We start from the raw sequence: 11,966 nt of genomic DNA on the forward strand, positions 1-11,966 counted from the left end.
CTACGGACGTCGAAGGTAGCAATCACCACGACCCGTTCGACCGCATGGCCATCGGCCAACTCTTCGACCACCAGCGCTGTGTCCGCCCCGCGTCGAAGCTCGCCATACGTGCCCGCCGGCTAGGTGTATTGATCACGAGTGTCAACAACGCTCGTGATCAATACACCTAGGCGGTGAGTTCGGCGCGCAGCTACTCCGCGTAGGCGCGGCGGTCGGCGGGGAGGTCGTAGAGGTTCTCGTGGTGAGCGACGGGGATGATCAGCAGGTGGCCTGCGTTCCGTGGCCACCAGCGGGGGCAGATGAGTGCGAAGACCCGCTTGTCGCGGTAGACCACGTCGGGTTCCCGGTCCGGGGCGAGGTGGCAGAACGGGCAGTGGTAGTCGGCCGGTTCGTGGTTGCGCACGGGCACCCTGCTGGTGGTCGGTGCCCCGGAGTCTGGTTTCGGCGAGGCCCGTTGTCGGTTTACGCGGCTGAGATCGGTCCATCCACTGGGACGCCCGTCACCACAGCCAGGGGTAGCCGAGCCGCTCGGCGAACTCCGCCGAGCCGCCGACGACTTCGGCGCCGGCGCGGGGGTCGGTGGTGGTGAGGTCGGCGTACAGCGTCTCCGGCGCGGCCAAGGGGAGGGCGCGGCGGAACTGGAGCCAGGGCGCGCCGGCGTGGCCGGTGGGGCGGTGGAAGAAGAGGAGGTCGAGTTGGGTGGGGGTGGCCGGGGAAGTGGCGAGGGTGGGGGTGTCGCACTCCCAGCGGGTCAGCCAGGCGGTGGCGTCGCGGAGGGCGGGTTCGAGGTGGCGGGCTATGGTGCGGGCCGGCCACTCCCAGGAGAAGTCGCCCACCGCGCGGGCGAGTTCGGCGTCGTAGTGGGTGGCGAGGAAGCGCAGGGTGGGGAGGGAGAGGCCGGGGCGATCCGGGTCGCGCCAGCCGTGCCAGCGGACCTCGGTCGGAGTGCGGGTGATGGTGACGTAGAGGGCGCCGCAGCAGATCTCCATGCACTCGGCCTCGGCGAGGCGGGCCTCGTGCGGCTCCGCGGTGGCCGCCAGGGTGGGGAGGTGGCGGGGGTCCATGCCCGGTCCGTCGGGGAAGGCAGTGGCGAGCAGGTCGGCGCCGTCGACCAGCGGGCGGAGCTCCACCCGGTGGTCGACGGCGGCGACGTGGAGGGTGAGGCGGTTCACGCCTCGGACGCCTCCGTCAGCTTGGTGACCTCCGCGTCGGTGAGGGTGAGGTCGGCGAGGGCGAGGAGCGCCGGGAGTTGGGAGAGGGTGCGCGCGCTGGCGATGGGGGCGGCGACGGTGGGCTGGGCGGCGAGCCAGGCCAGGGCGACGGTGGGGACCTCCGCGGAGTGCGCGGCGGCCACCTCGTCGAGGGCGGCGAGGACGCGGCGGCCGCGGTCGGTGGCCAGGTACTCGGCGGCGCGGCCGGCACGGGCGGAGGCGACGTCGGTGTCGGGGCGGTACTTGCCGGTGAGGAAGCCGGCGGCGAGGGCGAAGTAGGGCATGGCGGCCAGGCCGTGGCGGGCGGCGACGGCGGCCAGGTCGCCCTCGTAGGTGTCGCGGGAGACCAGGTTGTAGTGCGGCTGGATCGCCACGTAGCGGGCCTTGTTCTCGCGGTGCGAGAAGTCGAGGGAGGCTTCGAGGCGGGCCGGGGAGATGTTGGAGGCGCCGATCTCGCGGACCTTGCCCTCCCGGACGAGGTCGTCGAGGGCGGTGACGATCTCGGAGACCTCGACCGACTCGTCGTCGAAGTGGGTGTAGTAGAGGTCGATGTGGTCGGTGCCCAGGCGGCGCAGTGACGCCTCGGCGGCGCGCTTGATGGTGGGCGCGGCCAGGCCCTTGAAGTCCGGGTGGGCGCCCACCTTGGTGGCGACGACGATCGCGTCGCGGTTGCCGCGGCTGGCCAGCCAGCGGCCGATGATGGTCTCGGACTCGCCGCCGCTGTTGCCCTCGATCCAGGCGGTGTAGGAGTCGGCGGTGTCGAGGAAGTTGCCGCCGGCCTCGGCGTAGGCGTCGAGGACGGCGAACGATTCGGTCTCGTCCGCCGTCCAGCCGAAGACGTTGCCGCCGAGGCAGAGGGGGGAGACGCGGAGGTCGCCCACGACGCGGGGAGTAGAGGTGGTCATGCGGCCAGCGTAGGCCGCATGACCGGGGAGGCTCAGATCGACTGGCCCATGGAGCGGAGCCAGGCGAGCGGGTCGATCGGGTCGCCGCCGCCGGGGCGGACCTCGAGGTGGAGGTGGGCGCCGGTGACGTTGCCGGTGGCGCCGACGAGACCGATCTGGTCGCCCGTGTTGACCGCCTGGCCCGCGCTGACGCTCATCGAGGACAGGTGGTTGTACCAGACCTCGGTGCCGTCCTCCTGCTCGATGATGACGCGGTAGCCGTAGGAGCCGGCCCAGGCGGCCTCGACGACGGTGCCCGTGTGGATGTTGCTGACCGGGGTGCCGGTCGGGGCGGCGAAGTCCAGCCCTGTGTGGGAGCCGGAGCTCCACATCGAGCCGCTCTGGCCGTAGCTGGCGGTGAGGCGGAAGTTCTTCACCGGGATGGTGTAGCTGGCGCGCAGCTCGGCGAGCCGGCGCTCCTCCTCCTGGCGCTGCCGCTCCTCCTCGAGCTCGCGCTGCCGCTCCTCCTCGGCGATCCGCTGCTGCTCGGCGAGCTCGGCCGCGGCGTCCGCGGCCTGGACCTCGGCGGCCTGGATGGCGGCGGTCCTGGCCTGCGCGGCGGCGTTGGCCTCCTGGAAGTCGGCCTGCTGGAGGATGCGGGCCCGCAGCGCCTCGCCGGCGTCCTCGCTCATGCCCGCGGTGGTGAACGGGCTCGCGGTGGGGGCCGCTTCCTCCTCGCTCGCGAGGAAGCCGCCGACCACCGGGATGTTGCTCATGGTGTCGGTCGCGGCGTCCACGCCGGGCACGGAGGCGCCGCCCTCGTTGGCGGTGGCCATGCCGCCCGCGCCGACGGCGGCGATGACGCCGACGCCGAGCACGGCGCGGCTGCGGGCCATGGTGCCGCCGCGCTGGCGGGAGACCCGGTGCCGGCCGCGGACCGGGGCCAGCGTCTCCTCGCTGGGGTTCCAGGGCTCGCCGCCGACGGGCTCGGGGCCGTAGACCTCGGTGCCGTACGCGGCGAAGCCGGCCTCGGTCGTGTCGTCGACCGGGCCGGCCGGGGTGTGCGCGGTCGGGGAGTCGCCGAACCAGCCACCGTCCCTGTCGTCGCGGACGGCGGCGAACTCACCGGTGGCGGTGGGGTCGTAGGCGCGACTCGGGTCGAACTCGCCGTAGGCGCCGAAGGCGCCCTGGGAGGGCTGGGCGTCGATCAGGTCGTAGGTGCCGTAAGTGCCGTACGGGGCTCCGGAGTCGTCGTCCGGGTGCCGGTCCGCGACGGAGGTCCCGGAGGCAACGGAGGCATAGCGATTCGACGCCACTGCAGGCGCTCTCCTTTCCTTCCTTCGCCTACCGGGTTAGCTGACGGGTTCGGAGCAGGAAGGTCTCCTACGGTCGGTCGAAGGGCCAGGGCTCTGCCCTCGACTGTCCGATTCACCCCAAGTAGTGGTTCCCCGGTTCCTTTGGTGCAGTTGTTGTGCACGTGCCGGATTCGGCGACAGAGCACGGTGCCGTCTCTTGCGACGGCGGTGACGACCGCGCTGCGTTATCGAACGTTAATAGACCCGGGCCCGGATTTCCAAGAGCCCCCGGGAATAAATGCGGAGCGGGGCGGGGACCTTAGGCGCCAAGGTCCCCAAAACGGGCGAAAAGCCAGCCGTTTCTCATGCCACTGTGCTCCAAATCGCATCCTGACGTTTCGTCAATTGTTATGCGGAGCGGTGCCTTTCACTCACGCACCGTGATCCCCAGGCGTCCCGCGCGGCTCCGGGTGGTGCAGGGCGAGCAGCGCCATGTCGTCGTTGAGCCGGGTGCTGTGCTTCACCACGTCCGCCACCACCCGGTCGAGCAGCACCGCGGGGCCGGGGAACGAGCGGCCGTTCAGGTCCTCGACCGGGTCGAAGAAGACCCCGTGCTCGTCCCTGGCCTCGCTCACCCCGTCCGTGTACAGCAGCAGGTGCGAGCCGGGCGGGAACGGCGTGCTGCGCACCGAGCCCGCGGGCGCGGGCAGCAGGTCGCCGAGGCCGAGCGGCAGCGCCGGCTCGGACTCCAGGTAGCACGCGTCCCCGTCCGGGGTGAGCAGCACGGGCTGCGGATGGCCCCGGTTGAGGATCCGCACCGTGACCGGCCGCTCCCTCGGCACCTCGGCCAGCACGGCGGTGGTGAAGCCCTCCACCGGGTCGAGCGGGGCCCGCTGCTCGCGCTCCCGCACCAGCGCGGCCTCCAGGTAGGCGGCGACCTCGGCCAGCTCCGGCTCGCGGTCGGCCACCTCGCGGAAGGCACCGAGGATGACGGCGACCGCCTCGGTGGCGGCGAGGCCCTTGCCACGCACGTCCCCCACCAGCAGCCGCACCCCGAACGGCGTCTCGCGCACCGCGTAGAGGTCGCCGCCGATCAGCGTGTCGCGCTGCGCCGCCTGGTAGCGGGTGGCGACCCGCAGCGTCCCGGCCCGGTCGGGCGGCTCCGGCACCACGGCCCGCTGCACGGCCTCGGCGACCTCCCTGGCCGAGGCGAGACGCCGGTCGCGGCGGGCCACGATGCGGTTGACGACCACCGCGAGGGCGGAGATGGTGGCGACGGTCGTCACCTTGACGATCGCCTCGCCGACGCTGGGCTCGCGCGCCAGCATCTGGATACCGACGGAGGCGGTGGCCAGCACGCCGTAGAGCGCGGTCAGCCGCAGCGAGAGCACCGGGGCGGCCAGCATCGGGGCCGCCACGTACAGCGGGGTGAGGGTCAGGTGCGGCGGGGTCAGGAGGTCCGCCACGGTGCCGACGACGAGCAGCACGAGGGGCAACCAGGGGTACCACGCCCCGCCACCCGCCCACCAGGGCGTTCCCGTCCGCACGCTCCCAATCTGCCCGCACCGGGGGCGGCCGGCGAGTCGATCTTGCCGCCCCCGGTGCGCTCGTAGGCCGTGTGGGACTCGAACCCACAACCAACGGATTAAAAGTCCGCTGCTCTGCCAATTGAGCTAACGGCCCACCGGGAGAGCAGCATAAGCCCCCTGGCGGGGGCAGGGCCCAGAAGGGACACCGGGGAACGGAGCGGGGGCGGTGCGGGCCGCGCCGGAGGCGCGGGCGGCATCGGAGGCGCGAGCCGCGCTGCGGGCGGCGCGGGAGGCGCCGGCGGCCCGGCGGGACGGAGGGCGCGGCACGGCGCGGCGATGGACGGGGCACGGGGCAGCGGCGAGCCGCGCCGACGGTGCGGACGGCGCGAGCGGTGCGGGCGGCGCCGACGGCGCCGGAGGCCCGGCGGGATGGAGGGCGGACGGCGCGGCGCGGCGATGGACGGGGCACGGGGCAGCGGCGAGCCGCGGAACAGCGCGGAGCGCGAGGGCTCAGGACGACGCGGAACGCCGACGCACCAGACGCGCGGAACAACGCGGAGCACAACGGCTCAGGACGACGCGGAACGCCGACGCACCAGACGCGCGAACAGCGCGGAGCGCGAGGGCGCCGGCCGGTGCCCGGGCCGGCGATGCCGGTCCGGGCGCGGCCGTCAGCCGGCCTGGCCGTCGCCAGACGGTTCGTGCAGCGTGGTGCCCGGCAGCGCGTACTCGTCGCGGCGCCCGCACATGCCGTACCCGCCCTCCCGGCTCGGCGCGGCGTCGAAGGCGGTGGCCTCGGCCAGGTAGCCGGGGTCGCCCGCCTCCAGCGCGGCCAGCTGCGCGCCGGTGCGCTCGGCGGTCGCCAGCGCCCCGGCCCGCCACAGCTCCCGCCAGGCCGGCACCCTCGCGGCGACCAGCCGGGCGGCGGCGCGCTGGAACTCCAGGTAGGGCCCGTTGTCGCCGGCCGCCAGCGCCTCGCGCAGCGGCAGGTAGCCCTCGACCGCCAGGTCGCGCCGCCGGCGGGCCGCCTCGGCGACCTCGGCGTCGGGGCCGGCCGGCAGGGCCGCGGCCGCCGCGTACCGCTCGGGGTCGGCCAGCACCTCGGCCGGGAAGGTGAAGACGGCGTCCCCGGCCTCCGGCAGCCCGCTGTTCTGCATCAGCACGGTGATCCGCAGCCCGCCGCCCTGCACCATCCGGTGCACGGTGCCCGGCGTGAACCAGGCGACCGCCCCCGCCCGCAGCGGGATGTCGCGGTAGCCGTCCGGGCTGAGCGTCTGCACCGCGCCCTCACCGCCGGTGACCACGTACGCCTCCGTGCACACCAGGTGCAGGTGCGGGCTGCCGCCGCAGACGCCGTCGGCGGCCTCCCAGTCGTACGCGCTGAGGTGCGAGAGCCCCACCGCGCCGGGCAGCGGGTGGGGCAGGCTCACCATGCCAGGCCCGCCAGGTGGGCGGCGATCCGGTCGGCGTCCCAGGTGCCGTCCGCGACGACCGTGCGGTAGCGGTAGGCGAACGAGGCGCCGGGCGCGAGTTCGAACTCCTCGAAGAAGGCCCAGGAGAACGCGACCGTCGGGATGGGGTTGGAGCGGACGAACCAGTGCGACTCGTGGATGGCGCCGCCCGCCGGGTCGAGGTTCTCGGGCGCGTGCGCGAAGACCAGGGTGGTCGAGGCGTCCACGTCGTCGTGCACGGCGCTGAAGCCGAGCCACGGCGCCTGGGCGGCCGGGGTGCCCATGGTGTCCTGGTCGGTGGCCGGGCCCTTCGGGGTGATGACCTGGCCGCCGGTGAAGTCGCGCGGGCCGCGCCACTGGAGCCCGGTGTAGCCGGCCATCTCGCGGCCGGCCGTGGTCGGGGAGCCGAAGCGCAGCGGCTCGCCGCGGACGTTGGTCAGGTCTATCGTCCAGTCGATGGCGTAGGCGCCGGCCGCCGGGTCCACCGAGTGCACGGTGATGGAGCGCTCCTCGCGCGCCCACTCCTCGCCGCCGTTGTTCACCCAGGTGAGGTTCTCGGTGAGGGTGAACCGGCCGTCGGCGGTGTCCAGCGCGGCGAAGCCGTCGTGCCGCATCGAGCCGACCCGCTCCTCGACCCGCTGGTAGCCGACCTCGGGGTTCAGGTAGCTGTTGCCGCCCCAGAAGTTCTGCTCGGAGAGGTGGCTGGCCGTCATCTGCAGGCCCTTGTGCCAGCGGTGGTCGTTGGGCCGGTAGCCGGAGGCGAGGTTGCCGGCCAGCGTGCGCAGCGGGTGCACGTAGGGCTTGCGGGACTCGAAGGCGTCCGGGTCGGGGCGGTAGACGTAGTGCAGCAGTTCGACGTCGCCGTGGCCGACGACGATCCGCTCGCCGAGGGTGTGGGTGACCTTGATCGTCATCGTGCGGGGCTCCAGTCCGGGTGGTTGCCGTGCATGGACGGGTAGAAGGGGTCGTCGGCGGTGATCTCGCCGGCGTGGACGGGCTTGCCGGTGAACGCCGACTTGTACAGCGCGGCGGCGAACTCCACGGTGGCCCGCGCGGCGGGGCCGCTGCCCGGCGGCCGCTCGCCGCGCTCGCGGGCGTCGAGGAGGGCGCCGAGCTGGGCGGCGTGCGAGCTGGGCACGTCGGCCGCCGGGGTGCGCCAGCGCTTGACCCGCGCCTCGTCCTCCAGGCCAGGGCGCGGCGTGTAGACCCAGTCCTCGTTGCGGTGGCCGTAGAGGTGGGTCAGCTCGACGGTGGCCTCGGCGCAGTCGATCCTGATCCGGCTGACCTCGTCAGGGGAGAGCACGCTGTTGACGACGGTGGCCAGCGCGCCGCTTTCGAACCGCACCAGCGCGGTGGACACGTCCTCGCTCTCCACGTCGTGCACCAGGCGCCCCGCCATGGCGCGGATCTCGGTCCACTCGCCCAGCAGGTGCAGCAGCAGGTCGTACTGGTGGATGCCGTGGCCCATGGTCGGGCCGCCGCCCTCGCTCTCCCACCGGCCACGCCAGGGCACCGCGTAGTAGGCGGTGTCCCGGTACCAGGTGGTCTGGCAGTGCGCCACCAGCGGCCGGCCCAGCTCGCCGCTCGATATCAGCTCGCGGGCGTGCACGGCGCCCGAGCCGTAGCGGTGCTGGAAGACCACCGCCGCGTAGTTGCCGGTGGCCTCCTCGGCCGCCGCGATCGCGTCGTACTCGGCGAGCGAGAGGGTCAGCGGCTTCTCGGACAGCACCCAGGCGCCGGCCTCCAACGCCGCCACGGTCTGCGCGTGGTGCAGCGCGGGCGGGGTGCCGATCAGCACCACGTCCGGCCGCTCGGCCGCCAGCATCGCGCCGAGGTCCTGGTAGCCGGTGACGTCGCGGGCGCCCGCCTCGGCCGCGGCGACGCGGAAGGAGTCGAGCCGGCCCGCGTCGACGTCCACCGCGGCGACCAGGTCGACCCGGTCGGCGTGGGCGGTGAGGGCCGGGAGGTGAGCGCCGGTGACGATGCCACCGGTGCCGACGACGGCGGCGCGGGGGCGGGCGGAGGGCGGTGAGGACATGCGGGGCTCCTGGACGGCTCCGGTTTGGTAAGCGCTTGCTTCGCGGAGCCTAGGCCCATGTGATCGATCACACAAGACCTTTGGCCCCAGTTGTCTGGTGTCCGATCGCGGGCTCACGGCCAGGCACGTCAGGGCCGGGTCCCAGGGCGGAGCTCGATGCGAATACTGTCGTCGTCATCGATGACGTACGTGGGCCCGTCAGCGTGCCGCCACCCGAGCGGCAGCAGGTAATAGCGGCTCTCCCGCACGGTGAGCACCCGCAGGCCGGTGTACCGGTAGCGGTAGCGGACCGCGGGCCCGAGGTCTTCGGCGACGAGCCCGGGGCCGACGATGCTGAGGCGCTCCGTGCTCAGCAGGACGGCGGCAGTTCGGTTCACCAGGCGGCGCTCCGCCTCCCGAGCGTCGCTTCGCCCCTGATGGCCGGCCGCGAGCGCCACGGCCCAGACCAGGAACACGGTCGCCACGGCGTACGACGACCCCGGCCGTCCGGCTCTTCCCGCCGACCGGGCAGCACTCGTCTGCCCGAGCAGCAGACCCGCGACCACCAGGAGCGGCGGGACCCAGTTGAACGCTCCCAGGTAGGGCCAGAGTGCCATCAGACAGACGGCGGCCAGGACGACCAGCGCATGCCGCCGAGCCACGGCACGCCCGAACCGCCCCGCCGATTCCACAAGGCGCGACGGCACCCCGAGAAAGGCCAGCGCACCGGGGAGTTGAGGCAACAGCACGAGCGCCGCGAGCGCGAGAAAGACCGGCAGCGTGATCAACCACGCGCTGTTGAAGACGAATTCCGAAAAGCCGAGCCCCAGAGAGAACACCCGCACCCTGAAGTGGTCGTAGTAGGCATGGGTGTACAGGGCGCCCGCGTAGAAGAGAAGCGCCGCCAACAGTGACCCGGACGCGGCGACCGCGTTCAGCGTTCCGGCGGGTCCGGCCGCTTCAGGAACCCGGCCGCCGCCCCGGCCACCCGATCGCCCTCCGAGGGGGCGCGGTGGCCGCACCCTGGGCCGACCCGGACGGTGCACTCGTCGAGTCACCGATGTGCGCCACCGCCCGCCGGAGTCGAGGCGTCAGGGGAGGGGCTCGTCGACGGGCACGCCGTCGGCGTCCCCTCGTCGGCGCCGTCGTCCTCGCACGAGTCGGGATCGCCCGGTCCCGCGCTCGCCCCGGCATCCTCGTCGCCTTCCGAGGTGCCACCGTCGCTGTCGGGCGCCGCCAACGGATCCCAGTCGTCGCCGGGCTCGTCCGCCACCGGAGGGGAGGGCACCGGAGGTACGGGATCGGCACCCATCGCCTCGCCGCTGACGCCCTCCACCTCCTCACCCCCCGTCCCGTTCTGGCCACCCCGAGTGGTACCGGTGTCGACTCCCGAGTCCGCGTCCGGTGCGGCGTCTCCGCCCAGGTCGCCCGAAGTGACGCCGGCCGTTCCCGCGTCGCCGCCGGATGCCGTTGAGCCGGCCACCGACGGCGAGGCCCCAGGGTCGGTCCCCGCCGACGCGTCCGGCCGTGCTGGCCTCTCAGTGCCTGACGGCGAGGCGGGGTCGGGAGGCGTCGAGACACAAGCACTGATCCATAACAGCGCGACCACGACGGCCGACGCCGTGTGCCTGCGAGATTTCGTCACGCACATGCAGCCTCATGGGTTGAATGGACTGACCGGTTCCGTCCCAGGCCGATCCTTCCCGCCCAGGCCGGCCCGCGACCGGATCTCGGGGTCTCGTTTACCGAATCGGCACAACCCCGTCCAGCCCCAGGGGGCGGCACACTCAAGGCTTTCGAGGAGCCGGTGAGCCCTCTGACGAGTAGGCCGTGTGGGACTCGAACCCACAACCAACGGATTAAAAGTCCGCTGCTCTGCCAATTGAGCTAACGGCCCGTGAGAAGCAGCATAAGCCCCCTGGCGGGGGCCGGGCCCGGAAGGGACGCCGGCCCGTCGCTCGTTCGGGACCCCTCCCGGCGCCGGTGCGAACAATCGGACACGTCCGCGGTTGTTCGTTCGGGGGAGACGTTCCATGGACCCGGCACCAGATGCTCCGAAGCGGCCGGCGGCCCGCGACCCGTTCGCCGTCGCGCTCGCCAACGCCTCACTCCTCGGCGCGGGTTACGCGATGCTCCGACGGTGGCGGCTCGCCCTCGGCAGCGCGGCCGTCACGCTGCTCCTGGTCACCGTGCTGGCCGCGGGCGCGGAGGCCGCGTGGCTCCGGGCCGCGGCGGTCACGTGGTGGCTCTTCGTGACCGCGCACGGCTGGCGCCTGGCGCGGAGGGCCCGCGGGGCGCGCCGGGGCCGGGTGCGGGGGCAGCGGCTCGTCGCCGCCGGAGTCGCGCTCCCGCTGCTGGCGGCCCTCGTCGCCCTGCGGCTCGACGCCGCCGGGATCGAACGCGACGCGGCCGAGGCCCACCGCGGCGGCGACTGCGCCCTGGCGCTCTCCGTCCTGGACGGGCTGTGGCCCGGCCACCGGGTGGCCGACCCCCGTCTGGTGGCCCGAGCCGAGGACGCCGCCGAGGCGTGCGAGCTGCTGCTGCGCGCCGAGCGGTTGGACGGGAGCGATCGGCTGGGGGCCGAAGGGGTGTGGGAGGAGTACGAGGCCCACCCCGGGGCACGGTGGGAGGGCGCGCGCGACCGGCGGGCCGAACTCGTCCTCGCGGAGGCCACGGCGGAGTTGGACACGGCGCTCACCGGCGACACCGCGGCCCTGGCGACCGGCTTCGACCATCTCGCCACGGCCCTGGGGGAGTTCCCCGGCCAGGAGGACGCGGTCGGGGCGGTCCTCGACGGGTTCCTCGACGGCCTGCCGGTCGAGAACGCCTGCGAGACACGGGAGATCACCGACTGGCTCGGCGACCGGCCGGGCAGCGGCGACGTGCTGGACCGCGCCGCCGAGATCGTGCCGGGGATCGCGCCCGCGGCGATCCTCGGCTGCGGCGACGACGCGATGGCGGACCACGAGTGGAGTCAGGCGCGCGAGCGCTACCGACAGCTGCTCGACCAGTACCCGGACCACGAGCTGGCCACCGAGGCCGAGGAGGGGGTCGAGCGGGCCGAGACGGCGATCGAGCTCGACCGGCTGCGCGAACTCGTCAGCGTGGCCTACCCGGACGAGGAGCCCGCCTACTGCGACGACCCCGAGCCGTACCGGGGCGCCGCCCCCTACCGGGGCGGTGGGCCGCACCGCGCGCTGCTCTTCGGGAACAGCGGGCACGCGGACGGCCTCCCGTCCTCCTGGCTGGCCGACAACGCCGACGAGGCGGTGCTGGTGATCTGCGTCGGGGAACTCGAGGAGGGCCGCTCGGTCGAGACCTGCCCGTACGAGAGCGACTTCGGCGTCCTCGGGTACCAGAACGTGACGTTCCACGAGCGGCGGTTCCCGGTGCGCGTCTACGAGGTGCGGACCGGCCGACGCGTGGACGTGTCCAACGTCTCGATCGGTGGCGCCAGTTGCCCCGACGTCCTGGAGTACGAGTACTACACGATCGACACCGGCCCGCCGTCCGACGAGTACGTGGACTCGTCGGAGGCGGACGTGCGGGCCGGCTACGAACCGCTGATCAATCCCTGAC

At 73.6% G+C, this 11,966-nt stretch carries 10 protein-coding genes, 2 tRNA genes and 1 riboswitch; of the genes, 1 reads left to right on the forward strand and 11 read right to left on the reverse strand.

The features are described 5' to 3' along the window. Window positions 1-190 precede the first annotated feature (190 nt). From ACFWI8_RS19795 to ACFWI8_RS19845, 11 genes are all read right to left on the reverse strand, one after another. On the reverse strand, window positions 191-403 hold the full coding sequence (locus ACFWI8_RS19795) for an HIT family protein (protein ID WP_387093057.1): 213 nt from the start codon (window positions 401-403) through the stop codon (window positions 191-193). 97 nt (window positions 404-500) lie between these two features. Continuing rightward, the gene (locus ACFWI8_RS19800; protein WP_387093060.1) at window positions 501-1,172 is read right to left on the reverse strand and encodes a hypothetical protein; all 672 of its coding nucleotides are present in this window, start codon (window positions 1,170-1,172) and stop codon (window positions 501-503) included. Next, window positions 1,169-2,116 carry an aldo/keto reductase gene (locus ACFWI8_RS19805; RefSeq protein ID WP_387093063.1) on the reverse strand — a complete coding sequence of 316 codons (948 nt, stop codon included), beginning with the start codon at window positions 2,114-2,116 and terminating at the stop codon, window positions 1,169-1,171. The genes ACFWI8_RS19800 and ACFWI8_RS19805 overlap by 4 nt, the downstream gene beginning before the upstream one ends. Window positions 2,117-2,148: 32 nt before the next feature. Next, window positions 2,149-3,306 (reverse strand): M23 family metallopeptidase, encoded by a 1,158-nt coding sequence (locus ACFWI8_RS19810; RefSeq protein ID WP_387093212.1) that lies wholly within the window; start codon window positions 3,304-3,306, stop codon window positions 2,149-2,151. 113 nt (window positions 3,307-3,419) lie between these two features. Further along, window positions 3,420-3,597, reverse strand: a riboswitch (cyclic di-AMP (ydaO/yuaA leader). Between the two features lie 224 nt (window positions 3,598-3,821). Continuing rightward, window positions 3,822-4,937 (reverse strand): PP2C family protein-serine/threonine phosphatase, encoded by a 1,116-nt coding sequence (locus ACFWI8_RS19815; protein ID WP_387093066.1) that lies wholly within the window; start codon window positions 4,935-4,937, stop codon window positions 3,822-3,824. 63 nt (window positions 4,938-5,000) lie between these two features. Continuing rightward, window positions 5,001-5,073 (reverse strand) — tRNA-Lys (locus ACFWI8_RS19820). Window positions 5,074-5,590: 517 nt separating this feature from the next. Continuing rightward, complete coding sequence (locus ACFWI8_RS19825) at window positions 5,591-6,352, reverse strand: cupin (RefSeq protein ID WP_387093069.1); 762 nt, start codon at window positions 6,350-6,352, stop codon at window positions 5,591-5,593. Beyond that, window positions 6,346-7,284 carry a PmoA family protein gene (locus ACFWI8_RS19830; RefSeq protein WP_387093072.1) on the reverse strand — a complete coding sequence of 313 codons (939 nt, stop codon included), beginning with the start codon at window positions 7,282-7,284 and terminating at the stop codon, window positions 6,346-6,348. Before ACFWI8_RS19830 ends, ACFWI8_RS19825 begins: the two co-directional genes overlap by 7 nt. After that, window positions 7,281-8,408: a Gfo/Idh/MocA family protein gene (locus ACFWI8_RS19835; protein WP_387093075.1), complete on the reverse strand. Its 1,128-nt coding sequence runs from the start codon at window positions 8,406-8,408 to the stop codon at window positions 7,281-7,283. Before ACFWI8_RS19835 ends, ACFWI8_RS19830 begins: the two co-directional genes overlap by 4 nt. 128 nt (window positions 8,409-8,536) lie before the next feature. Further along, window positions 8,537-9,295: a hypothetical protein gene (locus ACFWI8_RS19840; RefSeq protein ID WP_387093077.1), complete on the reverse strand. Its 759-nt coding sequence runs from the start codon at window positions 9,293-9,295 to the stop codon at window positions 8,537-8,539. 916 nt (window positions 9,296-10,211) lie between these two features. After that, a tRNA-Lys gene (locus tag ACFWI8_RS19845) sits at window positions 10,212-10,284 on the reverse strand. Between the two features lie 136 nt (window positions 10,285-10,420). On the opposite strand from ACFWI8_RS19845, the gene ACFWI8_RS19850 reads away from it, so the two are divergent. Next, on the forward strand, window positions 10,421-11,965 hold the full coding sequence (locus ACFWI8_RS19850; RefSeq protein ID WP_387093080.1) for a hypothetical protein: 1,545 nt from the start codon (window positions 10,421-10,423) through the stop codon (window positions 11,963-11,965). The last annotated feature ends 1 nt before the right edge of the window (window position 11,966 follow it).

This window comes from Streptomyces sp. NPDC127098 (assembly GCF_042722465.1).
Classification (GTDB): Bacteria; Actinomycetota; Actinomycetes; order Streptomycetales; family Streptomycetaceae; genus Streptomyces; species Streptomyces millisiae.